General features: G+C 61.0%; 18 protein-coding genes and 1 tRNA gene. 12 read left to right on the plus strand and 7 right to left on the minus strand.

Features of this window, described 5'->3' with window-relative positions; all coding sequences use genetic code 11:
• Positions 1-32 precede the first annotated feature (32 nt).
• Positions 33-1448 (plus strand): FAD-binding oxidoreductase, encoded by a 1416-nt coding sequence (locus DSM110093_RS04440; protein WP_243266864.1) that lies wholly within the window; start codon positions 33-35, stop codon positions 1446-1448.
• Here the strand turns inward: DSM110093_RS04440 and DSM110093_RS04445 are convergent.
• Both DSM110093_RS04445 and DSM110093_RS04450 read right to left on the minus strand, forming a co-directional pair.
• Complete coding sequence (locus DSM110093_RS04445) at positions 1445-1975, minus strand: adenine phosphoribosyltransferase (RefSeq protein ID WP_067939895.1); 531 nt, start codon at positions 1973-1975, stop codon at positions 1445-1447. The genes DSM110093_RS04440 and DSM110093_RS04445 overlap by 4 nt on opposite strands.
• A 154-nt stretch (positions 1976-2129) precedes the next feature.
• Positions 2130-3002, minus strand: coding sequence for an S-methyl-5'-thioadenosine phosphorylase (locus tag DSM110093_RS04450; protein ID WP_243266865.1), 873 nt, complete (start codon positions 3000-3002; stop codon positions 2130-2132).
• Between the two features lie 290 nt (positions 3003-3292).
• Between DSM110093_RS04450 and DSM110093_RS04455 the strand changes: the two genes are divergently transcribed.
• Positions 3293-4924, plus strand: coding sequence for a SulP family inorganic anion transporter (locus DSM110093_RS04455; protein ID WP_243266866.1), 1632 nt, complete (start codon positions 3293-3295; stop codon positions 4922-4924).
• A 118-nt stretch (positions 4925-5042) separates the two neighbouring features.
• Here the strand turns inward: DSM110093_RS04455 and DSM110093_RS04460 are convergent, their stop codons facing one another.
• Positions 5043-5648: a flavin reductase family protein gene (locus DSM110093_RS04460; RefSeq protein ID WP_243266867.1), complete on the minus strand. Its 606-nt coding sequence runs from the start codon at positions 5646-5648 to the stop codon at positions 5043-5045.
• Between the two features lie 105 nt (positions 5649-5753).
• Here DSM110093_RS04460 and DSM110093_RS04465 point away from each other — a divergent pair, with 105 nt between their 5' ends.
• Both DSM110093_RS04465 and DSM110093_RS04470 read left to right on the plus strand, forming a co-directional pair.
• A complete protein-coding gene (locus DSM110093_RS04465) occupies positions 5754-6233 on the plus strand; it encodes an N-acetyltransferase (RefSeq protein WP_243266868.1) in 480 nt (159 codons plus the stop codon).
• 51 nt (positions 6234-6284) lie between these two features.
• The gene (locus tag DSM110093_RS04470; RefSeq protein WP_243266869.1) at positions 6285-7052 is read left to right on the plus strand and encodes an EcsC family protein; all 768 of its coding nucleotides are present in this window, start codon (positions 6285-6287) and stop codon (positions 7050-7052) included.
• Here the strand turns inward: DSM110093_RS04470 and modC are convergent, their stop codons facing one another.
• The 3 genes from modC to modA are packed head-to-tail and all read right to left on the minus strand — an operon-like array spanning position 7053 to position 9557.
• The gene (gene modC, locus DSM110093_RS04475) at positions 7053-8141 is read right to left on the minus strand and encodes a molybdenum ABC transporter ATP-binding protein (protein WP_243267673.1); all 1089 of its coding nucleotides are present in this window, start codon (positions 8139-8141) and stop codon (positions 7053-7055) included.
• On the minus strand, positions 8138-8830 hold the full coding sequence (modB, locus tag DSM110093_RS04480) for a molybdate ABC transporter permease subunit (protein WP_243266870.1): 693 nt from the start codon (positions 8828-8830) through the stop codon (positions 8138-8140). Before modB ends, modC begins: the two co-directional genes overlap by 4 nt.
• On the minus strand, positions 8820-9557 hold the full coding sequence (modA, locus tag DSM110093_RS04485) for a molybdate ABC transporter substrate-binding protein (RefSeq protein WP_243266871.1): 738 nt from the start codon (positions 9555-9557) through the stop codon (positions 8820-8822). Before modA ends, modB begins: the two co-directional genes overlap by 11 nt.
• Before the next feature lie 109 nt (positions 9558-9666).
• Between modA and DSM110093_RS04490 the strand changes: the two genes are divergently transcribed.
• The 5 genes from DSM110093_RS04490 to ptsP all read left to right on the plus strand — a co-directional run bounded on the left by DSM110093_RS04490 (position 9667) and on the right by ptsP (position 15080).
• Positions 9667-10134, plus strand: coding sequence for an NUDIX hydrolase (locus tag DSM110093_RS04490; RefSeq protein WP_243266872.1), 468 nt, complete (start codon positions 9667-9669; stop codon positions 10132-10134).
• A gap of 94 nt (positions 10135-10228) precedes the next feature.
• A complete protein-coding gene (locus DSM110093_RS04495; RefSeq protein WP_243266873.1) occupies positions 10229-10678 on the plus strand; it encodes a DUF1178 family protein in 450 nt (149 codons plus the stop codon).
• A 26-nt stretch (positions 10679-10704) separates the two neighbouring features.
• Positions 10705-11349, plus strand: coding sequence for an SDR family oxidoreductase (locus tag DSM110093_RS04500; protein ID WP_243266874.1), 645 nt, complete (start codon positions 10705-10707; stop codon positions 11347-11349).
• A gap of 87 nt (positions 11350-11436) precedes the next feature.
• Positions 11437-12675, plus strand: a complete 1239-nt coding sequence (locus DSM110093_RS04505; RefSeq protein ID WP_243266875.1) for an aspartate kinase — start codon at positions 11437-11439, stop codon at positions 12673-12675.
• A 161-nt stretch (positions 12676-12836) separates the two neighbouring features.
• Positions 12837-15080, plus strand: coding sequence for a phosphoenolpyruvate--protein phosphotransferase (gene ptsP / locus DSM110093_RS04510; RefSeq protein ID WP_243266876.1), 2244 nt, complete (start codon positions 12837-12839; stop codon positions 15078-15080).
• 237 nt (positions 15081-15317) lie between these two features.
• Here the strand turns inward: ptsP and DSM110093_RS04515 are convergent.
• Positions 15318-15391 (minus strand) — tRNA-Cys (locus tag DSM110093_RS04515).
• Between the two features lie 143 nt (positions 15392-15534).
• Here DSM110093_RS04515 and DSM110093_RS04520 point away from each other — a divergent pair.
• The 3 genes from DSM110093_RS04520 to DSM110093_RS04530 all read left to right on the plus strand — a co-directional run bounded on the left by DSM110093_RS04520 (position 15535) and on the right by DSM110093_RS04530 (position 19021).
• Positions 15535-16188 carry a methyltransferase domain-containing protein gene (locus tag DSM110093_RS04520; RefSeq protein WP_093926866.1) on the plus strand — a complete coding sequence of 218 codons (654 nt, stop codon included), beginning with the start codon at positions 15535-15537 and terminating at the stop codon, positions 16186-16188.
• A 128-nt stretch (positions 16189-16316) separates the two neighbouring features.
• A complete protein-coding gene (locus DSM110093_RS04525; protein WP_243266877.1) occupies positions 16317-17753 on the plus strand; it encodes a TolC family outer membrane protein in 1437 nt (478 codons plus the stop codon).
• A 92-nt stretch (positions 17754-17845) separates the two neighbouring features.
• Complete coding sequence (locus tag DSM110093_RS04530; RefSeq protein ID WP_243266878.1) at positions 17846-19021, plus strand: hypothetical protein; 1176 nt, start codon at positions 17846-17848, stop codon at positions 19019-19021.
• Positions 19022-19061 lie beyond the last annotated feature (40 nt).

Here is a 19061-nt window from a genome sequence, read left to right on the forward strand (position 1 = left end):
CATCCGCGCGCCCCGCGCAGGATCAAAGGTCCATGACACTGAACCCAGCCGACACCGCCCTTATCGACACCCTGCGCGCGCAACTGCCCGACAATGTGCTGCGCGAACCCGAGCAGCGCTACCTTGAAGAACCCCGCGGCCGTTACGCAGGGCAGGGTGGCGTCTTGGCGCTGCCGCGCACTACCGAAGAGGTCGCCACCCTGATCCGCGCCGCCCATACCGCCCGCGTGCCGGTCGTGCCCTATGGCGGCGGCACCGGCCTCGTCGGCGGGCAGATCAGTAGCGATGGCCCGGCACCGCTGATCCTCTCCCTCGAACGCATGAACCGCATCCGGGCCGTGCTGCCCGAAGAGAACGTACTGGTCGCCGAAGCGGGCACGATTCTCGCCGATGTCCAAACCGCCGCCGAAGAGGCAAACCGCTTTTTTCCACTCTCTCTCGCCGCCGAAGGCACAGCCCGCATCGGTGGCACACTCTCCACCAACGCAGGCGGCACTGGCGTGCTGCGCTATGGCAATGCCCGTGACCTCTGTCTTGGGCTCGAAGCCGTGCTGCCTGATGGCCAAATCTGGCACGGCCTGACCCGCCTACGAAAAAACAACACCGGTTATGATCTGCGCCATCTGCTGATCGGAGCCGAAGGCACGCTCGGTATCATCACTGCCGCCGCGCTCAAACTCTATGCCCGCCCGGCCCGCAGCGGCACAGCACTTTTGGTGGTCGACAGCCCCGCCGCGGCGCTGACCCTGCTATCACTCGCCCGCGACCACATGGGCGAAATGATCAGCGCTTTTGAATTGATGCACCGCCAAGGTTTCGATTTCCTTAATGAAACCCTGCCCCAAACCCGCCAACCTTTCGCGATCCCGCCTGAGTGGTGCGTACTGATGGAAATCGGCACGCCGGGCAAAATCGACACCGACGCTGCTCTCGAAACCCTCTTCGCGGCGGCCCTCGACGCGGGTCTTGTCTCGGACGGTCTGATCGCCCAAAACGCCCAACAGGCCCAAGACTTCTGGACCATCCGCGAAACTATCCCCGAGGCCAATCGTCTGATCGGCTCGGTTTCGAGCCACGACATTTCCGTCCCCTTGGGCGCTATTCCCGAGTTCATCACCCGCGCCACCAAAGCGCTAAATGCGCTTAATGATTTTCGGATCAACTGTTTCGGCCATGTCGGGGACGGCAACCTGCATTACAACGTCTTCCCCGCAAAGGGCAAAAGCCGCGCCGATTACGAAGGCCAGCGTGACGACGTGAAACGTCTGGTTCACGACCTCGTCCACGACTTCGGCGGCTCATTCAGCGCGGAACATGGCGTGGGCCGCATCAAGGTCGTTGACCTCGAACGCTACGGCGACCCCGCCAAACTCACCGCCATGCGCGCCATCAAAACGGCGCTCGACCCCCAAGGCATCATGAACCCCGGTGCCGTCCTAAGGGCTTAAAGCCCGTCGAAAGCGCAGAGCGCATGCACCTCTTTGCCAAGCGCTTCCAAACGCTTGCGCCCGCCCAATTCGGGCAGATCAATGATAAAGGCGCAGGAAACGATCTCGCCCCCCAGACGCTCGATCAGTTTGATTCCAGCTTCCGCCGTTCCGCCGGTGGCCAAGAGATCATCCACCACCAAAACCTTCTCACCCGGCTTGATCGCATCGTCATGCAACTCGACAATGGCCTCGCCATATTCAAGCTTATATTCCTGACTGATAACCGTGCCGGGCAGCTTGCCCTTCTTGCGGATCGGCACGAAGCCCACGCTCAACTGATGCGCAATAGCACCGCCAAGAATAAAGCCACGCGCCTCGAGCCCCACCACCTTGTCGATGTTGATCCCCGCATAGGGATGCAGCATCTGATCGATCGCCATGCGAAACCCGCGCGGATCGGCAAAAAGCGTTGTCACGTCACGAAACATGATCCCTTCATGCGGGAAATCTACAATCGTGCGAATATAATCCTGAACCTGTTTCATGCCGCCCTTCCGCGTAAATCACCCGAACCGTCATAGCCCAGCCCGCGCCCCCTGCGCAAACCCAAAGGCCCCCCATGCGGCTCGCGGATCACACCCCTCCTTCATCCTTTCTTAAATACCGTCCGCAATCTGCTTCGCGCGCCACCGCCTGCGTTCAAAGTATCCGGCCCGCCACAGCATCTAACTTCGCGACCAAGCTCGGATCCCGCGCGTCGGGCTGCGTCAGGATCGCAAATTCCAGCGCCCGGTCACAACCATGCGGGCAGGGTGCGCGATCAGCCCCCAACAGCGCAGGCAGACGTGATACCATGCTGCGGCCCTTGTCGGCATTGCCCATCAAAGTGGCGATAATCTGTGTTACGTCCACCTCACCGTGATCCGGATGCCAGCTGTCATAGTCTGTGATCATCGCGACAGAGGCATAGCAAAGCTCTGCCTCGCGGGCCAATTTCGCCTCCGGCATATTGGTCATGCCGATCACATCCGCGCCCCAGCTTTCGCGGTACATTTTTGATTCCGCCAGTGTCGAGAACTGCGGCCCCTCCATCGCCAGATAAGTGCCGCCGCGATGTACGTTGATGCCCGCGTCCCGTGCGGCAGTCTCGCAAGCGTCGCTCAGGCGCGGGCAGGTCGGGTGGGCCACACTCACATGCGCGACGCATCCGGGGCCGAAAAAGCTTTTCTCTCGCGCCATGGTCCGGTCGATGAACTGGTCGACGACGACAAAATCGCCCGGTGCCATTTCCTCGCGGAACGATCCGCAGGCCGACACGCTGATCACATCGGTACAGCCCAGCCGCTTGAGCGCGTCGATATTGGCGCGGTAGGGCACGGAGGTTGGCGTATGCACATGACCACGCCCATGGCGCGGCAGAAAGACCATGGCCACCCCATCCAGAGTCCCGGTCAGCACCTGATCCGACGGCGCCCCCCATGGGGTTTCCACCGTGACCCAATCGGCATCCTTCAGGCCGTCGATGTCATAGATGCCTGAGCCGCCGATCACGGCGATTTTTGTATCTGTCATGGGGGGTGCCTGTGCCTCGGATGTTTGCCAGTGAAGCTTAAAGAACCTCACAGATTTCAATGGGGTTCAAGTGTTTTTGCCACCGGGGAAGACACGTCTTAGTCAGGAATTGCCAGAGCTCTTCGAGAGTTGGCCCTTGCATCAATGTGTTTCTGCATTGCAGCAGCCTCAGTTTGATCGTCGCCAAGATGCTTTTCATCGTGGTAAAACTACTCTAGGTGCAGCCAAAAGCGCCCCGCATCCGCGATCCGGGCGCTATATCTGTTTTCCGAAAGTCAAAGGACGCCCCTATGCGCGCCACGCTGCACAATTTTGCCAAGAACCTTGATGTGACCGATTTGCGCTGGATGCCGGATGATGGCTTTTCCATTGGGCGGCTGCGCATCGAATTGCTGTCGGGGCTGACCGTGGCGCTGGCTTTGGTACCCGAAGCGGTGGCTTTTGCCTTTGTCGCTGGGGTGCACCCTCTGGTCGGGCTCTATGCCGCCTTCCTTGTAGGTCTCATCACCGCGCTAATCGGCGGCCGGCCCGGCATGATCTCGGGCGCCACGGGCGCACTGGCGGTTGTCATGGTGGCTTTGGTCGCACAGCACGGGGTTGAATACCTCTTTGCTACTGTCGTTCTGATGGGCCTATTGCAGATTTTCGCAGGCGTCATGCAGTGGGGCAAGTTCATCCGTCTGGTGCCGCACCCGGTGATGTTGGGGTTCGTGAACGGCCTCGCCATCGTGATTTTCTTGGCCCAGATGAGCCAGTTTAAAGTGCCCGGCACGATGGTCGACACTGGCCACGGCATGGGTGGTGGTGAATGGCTTTCGGGTCAATCGCTGTACCTGATGTTGGGTCTGGTGGCCGCGACGATGGCGATCATCTGGCTGACACCGCGCATCACGCGCCTGATCCCCGCGCCCTTGGCGGGCATCGGGATTATCGCCGCGCTGGTCATCGGTTTTGGTCTTGATGTGCCGCGCGTTGGTGATCTGGCTTCGATCCAAGGGGGGGTGCCCGCATGGCACATCCCAATGGTGCCGCTGACGTGGGAAACCTTTGAGATCATCCTGCCCTATGCAGTGATTCTTGCGGCAATCGGTCTGATCGAATCCCTGCTGACGCTGAACCTCGTCGGTGATCTAACGGGCAAGCGCGGCGGTGCGAGCCAAGAATGTATCGCCCAAGGTGTCGCCAATACCGTCACTGGTTTCTTCGGTGGCATGGGCGGCTGTGCGATGATCGGGCAGTCGATGATCAACGTGAAATCCGGTGGCCGCACCCGCGTTGCCGGGATCGCGGCGGCGGTGTTTTTGTTGCTGTTTATCTTGGTGGGATCGTCGGTAATTGAACTTATCCCGCTGGCCGCTTTGGTCGGGGTGATGTTCATGGTGGTGATCGGCACCTTCGCGTGGAACTCGCTTACCATCCTGCGCAAAGTGCCGCTGATGGACGCCTTTGTAATCATTCTTGTGACGGTGGTGACCGTGATGGAGGACCTCGCCGTGGCGGTGGTCGTTGGCGTGATCGTCTCGGCGTTGGCCTATGCATGGAACAACGCGCGGCGCATCCACGCCAGCACCCGCGAATCTGCGACAGAGCAGGGGGCCAAGGTCTATGAGATTCATGGGCCGCTGTTCTTTGGCTCGTCGGATGGTTTTTCTGAATTGTTCGACGTCGAGAATGACCCAGATGTGGTGATCGTTGATTTCGCCGATAGCCGCGTGGTGGATCAATCCGCGCTACAGGCGATCGAGGCGATGGCCGCGAAATACGAGGCTGCGGGTAAGCGTCTGCAACTGCGCCACCTCAGCCGCGATTGCCACCGGTTGCTGACCAAGGCGGGGCATTTGATGGTCGATAGTGATGACGACCCCGACTATGAATTGGCGGTTGATTACGATGTACGCACCGGGGTCCTGGGCGGGCACTAATGGAAAACCCGGCGCCAAGAGGTGCCGGGTTTTTTGTTGGCTGAGGATTCTCGCAGGCCCGGAACGAAGCCGAAGGCACCGCCTCATCGTCCACCCCACGGGCAGGCGATGGTCCTAATCAATCATCCGGGCGTTTCAGTTCGAACAACTCGCGCACCACTGTGTAATCGCGATAGCCCATGCGCGACAGCGGTTGGTACTGGGTCACGTCAAAGCGTCCGTCGACCACGCAATCATCGCGCAGGTGCACGCCGACAACTTCACCGAAAACGACAAAATTCGCCTCGCCCGGTAGCTGCACGATCTGCGTCACCTTGCATTCCAGATTGGCGGGCGCATCGGCGACGCGCGCACAGGCGATCTGGTCGCAGTCCGCCTTGGCGATCCCGGCTCGGTCGAATTCGTCCGTGCCATGGGGCAACATGGCGGAGGTCACGTTCATTGCGTCTCGCGCCGCATATTCGACGATGTTTACACAAAAGACACCGGTTTCACGGATATTGGCGACCGAATCCTTGGTGCCGTCTACGTCATCCTTGGCGCTGGTCGAGGCGAACATCACCTGCGGCGGCACATAGGCCACGGCGTTAAAGAACGAATAGGGTGCAAGATTGTCGCGGCCTTGGCCATCGCGACTGGAAATCCAGCCGATGGGGCGGGGGGTTACGATGGCATTAAACGGGTTATGCGGCAGACCATGGCCGTCTTCGGGGCGGTAGAACATGAACACTCCTTGATGGTTTGCACCCATGGCTAGCCTCATGCTACGTCCAGCGCCACCCGCAATTGCTCCTGAAAGCCTCCGGCCTTGCATCAGATGCCATACAAGATGACCCCGGAGGGGCCCGCCGACCATTGGGAGGTTGAGGCGCTTTACGACACCTGTTTTGCGCCGGGGCGCGAGGCGCTGTCGTCTTACCGGCTGCGCGACGGCGTACCGCCCGTGGCGGGGCTGAGCCATGTGGCGCGCGACCGCGATGGGATTTTGGCGGGCGCGATCCGCTATTGGCCGGTGCGGATCGGCGCGGCTGACGCGCTTTTGCTAGGGCCGGTGGCGGTGCACCCGACCCGTCAGGGCGAAGGGCTGGGCGCTGGTTTGATCGAAACCTCACTGGCGTGCGCGGCCCCTCTGGACTGGCAGCGCGTGATGCTGGTGGGCGATGCGCCCTATTATAACCGCTTTGGTTTTACCTTGCTAACGGGCGTTGAGATGCCTCCACCGACGAACCCCGCGCGCATTTTGGGCCGGGCCTTGGTTGAGGGCGCATGGGCAGGCGTTTCCGGCGCGGTTCGCCGCTGGCGCGATTGATTTTACGCCCATCGCGGCCCACATTGAGCCTAAGCTCAAAGAGGGACGCCCATGCAGATCGAAAGCAACCTGCCCAGCACAATCGACGTCGATGCGCGGCTGGATGAAATCGCCCGCCGCTATAAACAAGCGGGCGGTGTGGGTATCCATGTGCTCAACCTGATCGGGGGCAGTGCAGACGGATTGATTGACCGTCTGCCGTCTCCGGTGCGGCGCAACCTCGAAGGCGCCACGATGAAGGCGCTTAACCACGCGATGCAGGCGGCGCATTCCAGCCGTAGCTATGTCAAAGATCAGCAGGGTTGGCTGAACCAAGCGGTCTCAACCGCTATGGGGGCCGCTGGTGGGGCCGGGGGCCTGCCCACGGCGCTGGCGGAATTGCCGGTGACGACTACGCTGTTGTTGCGGGTGATCCAAGGTGTGGCTGCTGAGCATGGGTTCGATCCGGCGGCCGAGAATGTGCAGTTCGATTGCGTGCATGTTTTCACTGCTGCTGGCCCGCTGGCCGATGATGACAGCGCCGATCTGGGATTTCTAACCGTGCGCATGGCACTGACGGGGCGCGCAATGAATGCTGTGATCGCCCGTGTCGCACCGCGCCTCGCTGTGGTGCTGGGGCAAAAGCTTGCGGCCCAAGCTGTCCCGGTACTGGGCGCCGTGGCCGGGGCTGCGACGAACTATGCCTATACCAGCTATTACCAAGACATGGCGCATGTGCATTTCGGGATGCGCAAACTGGCGATTGATGCGGATATTCCGCAACAGGAACTGGTCGCCCGGCTGCGTCAGAAAATGGGTCGGACGCCGCCAAAAATTTGATTAGCGCCCGATGCTGCCCGGCGCCACGGTAGTGGCCTTGATGATGGCGTAGCAATCCATCCCGGCGCGCAGGTCAAGATCGTGCACTGCCCGCGCCGTGACGCGGGCAAGCAGACGGTCACCGCCCGCGTCCAGCGCAATGGCAGCGCCCGGCCCGTCACCGGGGTGCACGGCATTCACCCGCACGGGCAGAATGTTGACCGAAGACAGCCCCTCGGGCCGCTGGCGCGACAGGATCACATCCTGCGCCAGAACCCGTAACCGCACCCGCGTCCCAGCTGGCGCTTGCACGCCGGGCAGTTCCAATTGCCCCGCACGCACCCCCAAGGTCGACAGCCCATCCTCCGCATGGGCGATGACATCGGCTTCCAGCACCGCGCCCGCTTCGCGCACCCCTAACAGCGGCACGGCAGCGGGGTCGGCCATTACATCAAACAGCGGCCCTTGAGCCATGAGCCGCCCTCCCTGCAACAGCACTAGGCGATCCGCGAGCCGCGCCACCTCATCCACCGCATGGCTGACATAGAGGATCGGCAGGCCCAGTCCGCCATCACGTAAACGCTCCAGATACGGCAGGATTTCCTGTTTGCGGGGGCCATCGAGACTGGCAAGCGGTTCGTCCATCAGCAGCAGGCGAGGGTTGCAAAGCAGCGCCCGACCAAGCGCCACGCGCTGTTTCTCTCCTCCCGAAAGGGTTGCGGGGGCGCGGGTCAGCAGCGGTGCGAGCCCCAGCAAGCTGACCACATCGTCAAACCCCGCGCCACGGCTGCCGCGTGGGGCGTAGCGCCTGCCAAAGGTTAGGTTTTTGCGCACGTCCAAATGGGGGAAAAGGCGTGCATCTTGAAAGACATATCCAAGCCGGCGGCGATGCGGCGGCACCCAAATATCGCGCTCTGCGTCGAACAGCACTTCGTCATCCAGCACCACGCGTCCGGTTTCGGGGCGCAGCAGCCCAGCCACGGCATTAATCACCGTGGTCTTGCCCGCCCCGGACCGCCCGAAAAGCGCGGTGATACCGTCCTCGGCAATGAAGGACAGGTCCAGATCAAACCCGTCAAAACCGTGGCGCAGTGTGACGTTCAGCATCAGCGGGCCCCCGAGATGCGTCTGGCGACCCGCCGGGCCAAAGCTTCGGAAAGCAGGACGGCGGCCAATGCCACAAGACCGGCCAAAGCGGCCATGGCCAGCGCGCGGTTTTCGCCGCCCGGCACCTGCAACGCAGTCCAGATCGCACTGGGGAGCGTTTGTGTCTGGCCGGGGATATTGGCGACGAAAGTGATCGTGGCCCCAAATTCGCCCATTGCCTTGGCAAAGCCCATAACCGCCCCGGCAAGGATGCCGGGAAAGATCAGCGGCAGGGTCACGCGGAGAAAGACGCTAACACGTGGCGCACCGAGCGTGGCGGCGGCGGCCTCAATGCGCGGGTCCACCGCTTCGATCGCCAGCCGCATAGAACGGACCATCAACGGAAAGCCCATGATCAGCGCGGCCAAGACCGCGCCGCTCCAGTGAAAGGCAAGCCCCATGCCAAAGCTCTCTAGCAGCCGACCCAAGGGGGCGTTGCGGCCAAAGCTGAGCAGCAGCAGATAGCCCGTAACCACCGGCGGCAGCACCAACGGTAGATGCACCAGCGCACTGAAAAGACCCTTGCCGCGAAACTCCTTGCGGGCGAGGATCCACGCTACCCAAAGCGCCAGCGGTAAAGAGCAGAGCATCGCCACGCCTGCCACCCGCAAGGAAAGCAGCAAAGCCGCCCAAGCGGCGGTGTCAAGATCCATGATCGGCCCGGGCGAAACCATGTTTCAAAAGGATCGCCTGCGCCTTTTCCGATGTTAGAAAATCGATCAATGTCGCGCCTTTAGGCGTTAGGGCGACGGCGGGGTATGTAATGGGCGTATGGGTAACTGCGGGCACGTCAAAGACGATCTGAACCTCAGCTTCGGCCTGCGCATCGCTGGCATAGACCACGCCAAAAGGCGTATCGCCGCGTGCGACCAATGCCAATGCGGCGCGAACATTGTCTGTCTCGGCCAGTTGAGTTTGCAGCCCGTCCCAAAGTTTTTCATGCTTCAACCATTCCCGGGCATAGCTGCCAGCAGGCACCGCATCGCGTTGCCCGATAGCCAGCCGCCCCGTGGGGCCAAGTCGCGCGGGAAGGTCGCCGGGGTTTGCAAGGGGGGCGCTGCCGCTGGGCGCGATCAGCACCAAACGGTTGCGAGCGACGATTTGCGCACCCTCGGCAGGGGCCATACCCTGATCGACCAACCAATCCATCCAGTCGGCATTCGCCAGCAGGACGACATCTGCAGGTGCCCCGGCTGCGACTTGCCGCGCCATCGTGCCTGAGCCGCCATAGGCCAGCACCAAAGGCGCGGGAAAGGCTGCTGCAACCTCCTCCAATGCGCCGCGCAGGCTGGCGGCAGCAAAGACCGTAAGCGGCGCTTCGGCCCTAAGGGGCAGGGCGAGGCCGCAAAGCAAGGCCAGAAGGGTGAGAAATCTTATCATTTTGGTAGTATCTTTGATGCATTGGAGGGGGGCAAGTGCATATGGCCAGACAGAGATTGCCACGCTAGGGTAAGCAGAAGCCAACAGCCACAGGACGCGGCCGCGACGGATGACGACACAGGCACCGATATCCTTGAACGGCGGACAGAAAGACGATCTGCGCATTCAGTTTGCAGCGCTTTGCTGGCGTCGCAAACGTGGCAAATTGCAGGTTCTGCTGATTACATCGCGCGGCGGCAAGCGGTGGATCATCCCCAAAGGCTGGCCGATGGAGGGGAAAACCCCTGCCGCGTCGGCCTTGGTCGAGGCGTGGGAAGAAGGCGGCGTGGTGGGCCAAGCGCGGGGCCAATGTTTGGGCGTTTATAGCTATGCGAAGGTCGCAGCTGACGGGACATTGCCCTGTTTGGCCATGCTCTATCCCGTGAAGGTCAAAGCGCTGGCCAAGCATTTTCCCGAAAAGGGGCAGCGCAAACGGATGTGGTGTTCTCGCCGAAAGGCCGCACGTTTGGTCGAAGCGCCCGATCTGGCGCGGTTGATCCGTGATTTCGATCCGCGCAGCGGCGGTCTAACGCGATAACCACACGGAGATGTGGCGCATGGGCCGATCCCATCTGTCTTGACCTCTCTCGCGTCGCGGCCCATCTAATGCAGAGAGTTTAAGGACCGGGCGAATGATCCGTTATGCGTTAAAATGTGAGGCCGGGCATGGTTTCGACAGTTGGTTCCAATCGGCGGCAGCCTTTGACAGCCTCGCCCGCGGCGGCCATCTGAGCTGTGCCGTCTGCGGATCGGGCGAGGTGAGCAAATCGCTGATGGCCCCGCGCGTGACGTCGAGCGATAGCGTGGCCGAGGCCCCCAAGGTGGCTGAAAAATCCGTACCCGTCTTGTCCAACCCTCCGAGCGATGTTGAAAAAGCCCTGACCGCGCTGCGCAAAAAGGTAGAATCCACATCGGATTACGTCGGCAAGAACTTTGTTCGCGAAGCGCGTGACATGCACGCAGGGCGTATTCCTGAGCGTGCGATCTATGGCGAGGCGCGGCTGGATCAGGCGCGGGCCTTGGTTGAGGAAGGCGTGCCCCTAATGTCGCTGCCGTTCAAACCCAAACGCCAGCTTTCCTGAAAACTCATTCTTGTAAAGGATCGCCCATGACCATCGTTATCACCGGCGCAAGTCGGGGCATCGGCGCGGCGCTGGCTGCACAATTCGAAGATGCAGGCGAAGAGGTGATCGGCACCGCGCGCGGCGCGGGGGCAGAAGCCGTGTTGGACGTGACCGACCGGGCAAGCCACACCGCCTTTGCTACCCAGCTGAAAGATCGTCCGCTGGACCTGCTGATCTGCAACGCGGGCGTCTATCTTGATAAGGGTCACGATTTGGAAACCGGCTTTGGCGCCGATCTCTGGGCGCAGAGTTTCGCGACCAATGTGACCGGCGTGTTCCTGACGGTGCAATCGCTCTTGCCCAACCTGCGGGCTGCGTCGAGCGCGAAAATCGCGATCATTGCTTCGCAAATGGGGTCTTCGACGCGGGCACCGGGCGGCAGCTATATCTACCGTGCCTCCAAGGCGGCGGCGATCAATCTGGGGCGCAATCTGGCGGTCGACCTCAAACCTAAGGGCATCGCGGTAGGCATCTACCATCCCGGCTGGGTGCGCACGGATATGGGCGGCGATCAGGGCGAGATCAGCGTCGCGGAGTCTGCGCGAGGCCTTGTACAACGGATTGCCGCGCTGGACCTTGCTCAGACGGGCGCGTTTGAGACATGGGATGGATGCCCGCATCCGTTCTAAGCTGCGCAGCATAACATCATGTTAAATAGGCTTGCCCTTGCCGTGCCGGGGGCTTAGACCGCGCTGGACTGTTGCGCGGGGGACAATATGCCTGTTCTGGTTATGAAATTCGGTGGGACTTCGGTCGCCACCTTGGACCGTATCCGCCGCGCAGCAAAGCGCGTCGGCGTCGAGGTTGCTAAAGGCTATGACGTGATCGTCATCGTTTCGGCCATGTCGGGCGAGACGAATAAGCTGGTGGGCTTCGTCAACGAGACTTCGCCGCTTTACGACGCGCGCGAATATGACGCCATCGTGTCGAGTGGCGAGAATGTTACCGCTGGTCTGATGGCGCTGACCCTGCAAGAAATGGACGTGCCCGCACGCTCGTGGCAGGGCTGGCAGGTGCCAGTGCGCACGACTGATGCCCATTCCGCCGCGCGGATTGAGGAAATTCCAACAGACAACATCACCGCCAAATTCGGCGAAGGCATGAAAGTCGCCGTGGTTGCAGGCTTTCAGGGCATCAGCCCGCAGGGCCGGATCACCACGCTGGGCCGGGGCGGGTCTGACACGACCGCCGTGGCCTTTGCCGCTGCCTTCGGTGCGGAGCGCTGCGATATCTATACCGACGTGGACGGCGTTTACACGACCGACCCGCGGGTCGAATCCAAAGCACGCAAACTTGACAAGATCTCCTTTGAAGAGATGCTGGAACTGGCCTCTCTCGGGGCAAAGGTTTTGCAGACCCGGTCGGTCGAGCTGGCGATGCGCTATAAGGTTAAACTGCGGGTGCTGAGCAGTTTCGAAGAACAATCTGACGATGCCGGGACGCTCGTCTGCGATGAGGAGGAAATCATGGAAAGCAATGTGGTGGCCGGGGTCGCGTTTTCCCGTGATGAGGCAAAGATGACTTTGGTGTCCGTGGCGGACCGCCCCGGCATCGCGGCGACGATCTTTACCGCGCTCAGCGAAGGTGGCGTGAACGTCGACATGATCGTCCAAAACATCGCCGAAGAAGGCCGCACCGATATGACGTGGTCTTGCCCCGTCGATCAGGTGATCCGCGCCGAAAAGGCCATGGAAAAGGCCCATGAAGAGGGGGTCATCAACTATCAAGAGTTGATCGCCGACAAGGCTGTGGCCAAGGTTTCGGTGGTGGGCATCGGCATGCGCAGCCACACCGGCGTGGCGGCCAAGATGTTCAAAGTCCTCTCGGACGAGGGGATCAACATCAAGGTTATCACCACCTCTGAAATCAAGATCAGTGTGTTGATTGACCGCAAGTATATGGAGCTGGCCGTGCAGGCGCTCCATGACGCTTTCGGGCTTGATAAAGCCGCTTAAGCATCTGCGATAAAATGGGTTTTACGCGAGGTTGCGCCTTGCGTAAAACTGCAGCATCCCGCCGATATGCTGGCAGAGGATGCAGGGTATGTCGCGAATAGCATTTCTATCCTTGCGCGAGTGCGCTAAACCCTGCTCCAGAGGGACAGGGACCAGATCATATGGCCGAACGGGTTGAAACAGAAAGCCGCAAGCTGCTGGGGCGGCTGCGCGATGCGATGGCCAGTGATGTGGCGGGGCAAGCGCGGCTCGACAAGATCACCCAGTTGATCGCCAACTCCATGGGCTGCGAAGTCTGCTCGATTTATCTGTTTCGCGACGAAGACACGCTTGAGCTTTGTGCCACCGAAGGCCTGAACGAGGCGGCGGTGCATGAAACCCGTATGAAACTGGGCGAAGGTCTGGTGGGGCGCGTGGCCAAGCGCCGCACGGTGATCAACACGCCCGATGCGCCGCAAGCTGCCGGTTTCCGTTTTATGCCAGAGACGGGGGAGGAGATTTACTCTTCGTTCCTTGGCGTGCCGATTCAACGCTTGGGCGAGACGCTGGGCGTCTTGGTGGTGCAGTCGAAACAGGCACGCGAATTCTCGGCAGATGAGGTTTACGCGCTTGAGGTCGTGGCCATGGTGCTGGCCGAAATGGCCGAGCTTGGTGCCTTTGTCGGTGAGGGCGCGGCGATGTCGGCGCGGCACAGCCAGCCGGTTTTGCTGCGCGGCACCGTGGGGCAAGAGGGCGTGGCCGAGGGCCATGTCTGGCTGCATGAGCCGCGGGTGGTGGTTTCCAACCCCATCGCCGATGACCCGGAGCGTGAGACGGAGCGTTTGACCGAAGCGGTCGAGCAATTGCGCGTCAGCGTTGACCAATTGTTAAGCCTTACCGCCGACAAAGAGCAGCAACAGGTGCTCGAAGCCTATCGCATGTTCGCCAATTCCAAAGGCTGGATGCGGCGCATGGTGGAGGATATTCAAAGCGGGCTGAGCGCCGAGGCTGCGGTCGAGAAAGAACAATCCATGGCCCGCGCCCGATTGGGGCAGGTCAATGACGCTTATCTGCGGGAGCGGCTGTCGGATCTGGACGATCTGTCGAACCGCTTGCTGCGGCATTTAACGGGGCAGGGCAGTGACACGGGTGCAGAGATGCCGGTCGATCCGATCCTCGTGGCGCGCAACATCGGCCCGGCGGAATTGCTGGACTATGGGCGGACGCTGCGCGGCATCGTGTTGGAGGGCGGCTCTGTCGGGTCGCACGCGGCTATTGTGGCACGGGCGCTGGCAATTCCGCTGATCGTTCACGCGAGCCGCATCACCAATGATGCGCTGAATGGCGATCACATCATGGTGGATGGGGAACAGGGCGTGGTGCATCTGCGGCCCGACGATACCGTGGCCACGGCCTTTCGCGACAAGATCGCGATGCAGGCGGCGGCGCAGGAGCGCTATGCCTCGATCCGCGACAAACCTGCTGAAACGAAATGCGGGCGGATCATCAGCCTGCAGATGAATGCGGGCTTGATGGCTGATCTGCCGTCCCTCGAAGGGTCGGGGGCTGAAGGGGTGGGGCTGTTCCGCACCGAGTTGCAGTTCCTTGTGCGCAATCAAATGCCGCGCCGGACCGAATTAGCCGCGCTTTATGCCCGCGTGCTGGATGCTGCACATGGCCGCCGGGTGGTGTTTCGCACGCTCGATATCGGATCGGACAAGGTGCTGCCCTATATGAAGCCAAACGATGAGCCGAACCCGGCTTTGGGTTGGCGCGCGATTCGTGTGGGCTTGGACAAGCCGGGCGTTATGCGGATGCAGTTGCAAGCGCTGATCCGCGCTGCGGCGGGGCGGCCCCTTGCGGTGATGTTTCCTTTCGTTGCGCAATTCGAAGAATTCCGCGCCGCCCGCGCCGAGGTCGACAAGGCAATGGAGCGTGAACGTATTCTGGGCCATCAACTACCCGAGAAGTTGGAAATCGGCGCCATGCTTGAGACTCCCAGCCTCGCTTTTGCGCCGAAGAAATTCTTTGAAGAAGTTGAGTTTCTGTCCATCGGGGGCAACGATCTGAAACAGTTCTTCTTTGCCGCCGACCGCGAAAATGAGCGGGTGCGCAAGCGCTATGACACACTGAACGTTTCGTTCCTGACGTTCCTCGAAGGTATCGTGGAACGCTGCGCCGAAACCGATACGGCGCTGTCGTTCTGCGGAGAGGACGCGGGCCGCCCCGTTGAAGCGCTGTGTTTCGCGGCCATTGGGCTCAATACGCTTTCAATGCGCCCTGCTTCGATCGGGCCCGTCAAAAGTCTGCTGCGACGGTGCAACCTTGATGATGTGCGCGAGGTAATCCATGCGGCGCGCGAACGGGGCGAAATGTCGGTCCGAGGTGCGGTGATGGATTACGTGCGTCAACAGCACCAGCACTGAGAACTGCAGCTTTGCGCTGAGATCATCGCGAAACCATGGGGCGAAACGGGCAACGACTGCTTTATTCTGAGAATGAATTTAAAGGCGGTCTTTGCGGCAGTTCGGATTGCGGCGACCGGTTCGACGGTGTCCTAGGTGACGGCGGGGCTGTGCGGTGTGGACGCATACAGAAAAACCGCCACCACACGTCCGGGCACGCGACCGTTCGGTCGCAAACATCGTTCTCTATGGGAGTATTGGAGGCGAGTACCGGAATCGAACCGGTGTACACGGATTTGCAATCCGCTGCGTAACCACTCCGCCAACTCGCCATTCCGTGGTTGGCGCACTGCTATCGGATCACGAAGAGGGCCGCAAGACCCATATGCGTGTGAAAATGCGGTCAGGGCGTTGCCGCTGGCCCGGCAATGTGGCACATCACTCTTCAGACACCCTGAACGAATGAGTTTAGCTGATGAGTGATTTCGCCGCCCGCCGCGTAACCATGGTAGATACGCAGGTTCGTCCTTCGGATGTGACCAAGTTCCCAATCATCGACGCGATGTTGACCGTGCAGCGCGAAGACTTCGTGCCGGCGGCGCAGCGTGAGGCCGCTTATCTGGGTGAAAACCTTGATCTGGGCCAAGATCGTGTGCTGCTCGACCCGCGGACATTGGCCAAGATGCTCGATCACCTCGACATCACCAACAACGAACTGGTGCTCGATATCGGCTGCGCCATGGGGTATTCCAGCGCCGTGATCGCCCATATGGCCGAAGCCGTTGTCGCCGTTGAAGAAGACGAAGCCATGGCCGCCGAGGCGCAAGAGGCGCTGGCGCAGGCTGGTGCGGATAACGTGATTGTTCATGTCGCGCCGTTGACTGATGGGGCGCCGCAGCATGGACCCTATGACGTGGTGATCGTGCAGGGAGCTGTTGGCGAACTGCCTAAGGCGCTGCTTGAACAGGTGAAAGAAGGCGGGCGCATTGCGTGCCTCTTTATGGAGCGTGGTCTGGGCGAGGTGCGCGTGGGCTATAAACGGGGCGGGCAGGTCTCTTGGCGGCCCGAATTTAACGCCGGTGCGCCGGTGCTGCGTGGCTTTGAACGTCAGGCAGAATTTCAGCTGTAAACGTGGTGGCGGATTCTCGAAGTGAATCGGGTGCCGCAACATCGTTTCCAAGGTAGGGGCACCTGTCCCGGTCGGCCAATGGGTCGGTCTAAGAAGGTCTATATAAAGCCAATCAGGGGCATCGAGCCATGAGTGCGATCAGTATCCGAAAATCCCTTAAACGTTTTGCCCTTGCGGTGCCGGTAAGCCTTGCCCTAGCGGGTGCAGTGGCGCTGCCGCGTCCGGCCTCAGCCGAGACGCTGGCTGATGCTTTGGTCGGGGCCTACGAGTATTCCGGGCTTCTTGAGCAGAACCGGGCGCTGCTGCGCGCAGCCGACGAAGATGTTGCAACTGCGAAATCAGCGCTTAAGCCGGTTTTGCAGTGGGCCGCCGGCCTCACGCAGAGCTTTGGCACCACCCGCACCTCTTCATTGCTGGCAGCACAATCAACGGAAAGCTTGAAAGCGTCGATCAGTCTGATCGGTCAGCTGCTTATCTATGATTTTGGGGCCAGTGCCTATCGCATTGAAGCCGCCAAGGAAACTGTGCTGGCCACCCGCCAGACGCTCGTGAACCTTGAGCAGCAAGTGCTGTTGCGTGCGGTTGCGGCCTATATGGGGGTGATCGAAGCCTCGGAAACTGTGGAGCTGCGTAACAACAACCTGCGTCTGTTGACCCAAGAATTGCGCGCCGCGCGGGATCGTTTTGACGTGGGCGAAGTGACCCGTACCGATGTCGCCTTGGCCGAAGCACAACTGGCCGATGCCCGCAGCGGTCTGGCCGGTGCCGAAGGGGATCTGCTGCGTGCTGTCGAAGAATACCGCAACGCCGTTGGCCGCCAGCCCGGTAACCTTAACCAGCCGCCAAGCCTGCCCAATGTCGGGGGCAACCTTGCGGCGGCCAAAGGTCTGGCCGTGCGTCAGCACCCGTCGATTATCTCGGCTCAGCATCAGGTGGCTGCCGCCGATCTTGGGGTCGAAGCCAATGAAGCGGCGATGGCGCCGCGTGTCACGTTGAACGGCCAATACGGTTTGAATGAGACGTTCGACAGCAATTCCTATACCCGCAGTGGCAGTGTCGGCGTTGAAGTGGGGCAGACCATCTATCAGGGCGGTGCGCTGTCTTCGGCTGTGCGCAGTTCCATGGCCCAGCGTGATGCGCAGCGGGCAAACCTGCATGTGGTGCGCCGGAACGTGGAGCAGGAAGTGGGCAACGCCTATGCCGCGCTGTCTTCGGCTCGTGCACAATTGGAGGCCTCCGAGCGGCAAATTCGTGCCGCGCGTATCGCCTTCCGCGGTGTCCGAGAGGAAGCCACACTTGGCGCGCGTACCACGTTGGATGTGCTAGATGCGGAACAGTCCCTGCTGGATGCGGAATCGACCCGCGTGTCAGCCCGTGCGAACCTATATGTTGCCGCCTATTCGGTTTTGGCGGCGACCGGTCAATTGACCGCGCGTGACCTGAAATTGCCAGTGCAGATCTATGATGCAGGGGCCTATTACAACCTTGTTAAGGATGGGCCTGCTAAATACTCGAAAGAGGGGCAAGCACTTGATCGGGTGCTGCGTGCACTGCAAAAAGACTGACGGGTCACACCGACCGGACATTTTGCACCGCCCCATTGTGAGAATCCCCCCGCGCGGTTAAGCTATCCGCGAGGAAAGAGTGGTAGAGAAACATGTCCGAACCCGTCACAAATGCGGAGGTGGAAGACGTTTTGTCGTCGATCCGCCGATTGGTGTCCGAAAACAAGCGCCCCTTGCAAGCCTCTGGCCCTGCAGGGGAAAACGCTCCCAAAGCTGCTGCGCCCCAATCAGAGGGGCAGACAGTTCAGGAAGGTGAGTTCAAGAGCGCGCGTGTAACGCCTTCGGATACGGACGCTTCTGAGGCCGCGTCTTCTGATGACTTCACCCCGCATCTATCCATTAGATCGGCGTCCAATGGTGTGACGCGCCCGCTGAGCTTGACCCAAGCTATGCAGACCGAAGATGACCGAAGCGGTGGTACTGCGGAACGTCCCTTTGTCTCGGCGCGCGGCCCCTCTACGCCGCCCCCCGCCAAAGCACCCGATCCATCAAGCGACCGTTTGGTGTTGACCCCGGCGTTGCGGGTTGCCACGTCGGACGGCAAAGATCGCCCGACGCCCGCTGCAATTGAACCGGCCAAGGTCACCCCCTTGGATTACGATATGCTGCATGATGATCCCAGTGATTTACATGCCGAAGACTTCAGCAGCCCACCGCAGGACGCTGTAGCCGAAGTGAAAGCTCCAGCAGAACCCGTTGCTGAAAAACAAATAGAGACCCCGACCAAACCCATATCCGAGGTGGCGGCCAAAGCGAGCAGTGGTTCGCGCAGTGACAAGCTGGCAGCGTTGGAGACGGCCATTGGCAAGATTACTGACGATTGGGACCCCGACAGCCCCGGCGATAATGACTATTCCGGTACGGAACCTCCGGCGATGGAATGGAAAGACGATGTTGAACTGGACACGCCAGAGACGCCGATCGCCGATACCGCGACTGTAGAAGCCGCCGATACCGCGCCGCGCGCGCGCCCCACGCAACCGTCCACGCCGCAGGTCGAGGAGCAAGTGCGTCGCTTTGCCGATACCGGCCCCCGCGTGGCCGATCCCGCAGCGACGGCGCCGGAATTTGGCTATGCCGCCCCTGCGGAAGATGAAGGCATGGGGGGCGAAGACCAATTCCTCGACGAAGAGGCGCTGCGCGATCTGGTGACCGAAATCGTCCGGGCCGAGTTGCAGGGTGCCTTGGGAGAGCGGATCACCCGCAATGTCCGTAAACTGGTGCGCCGTGAAATTCACCGTGCCATGACGGCGCAAGACCTCGAATAGTCTTAGGCGCGACCACAGTTGTCCTTTCCTTTATTTGCAT

The sequence above is a fragment of the Sulfitobacter sp. DSM 110093 genome, assembly GCF_022788715.1.
Lineage (GTDB): Bacteria > Pseudomonadota > Alphaproteobacteria > Rhodobacterales > Rhodobacteraceae > Sulfitobacter.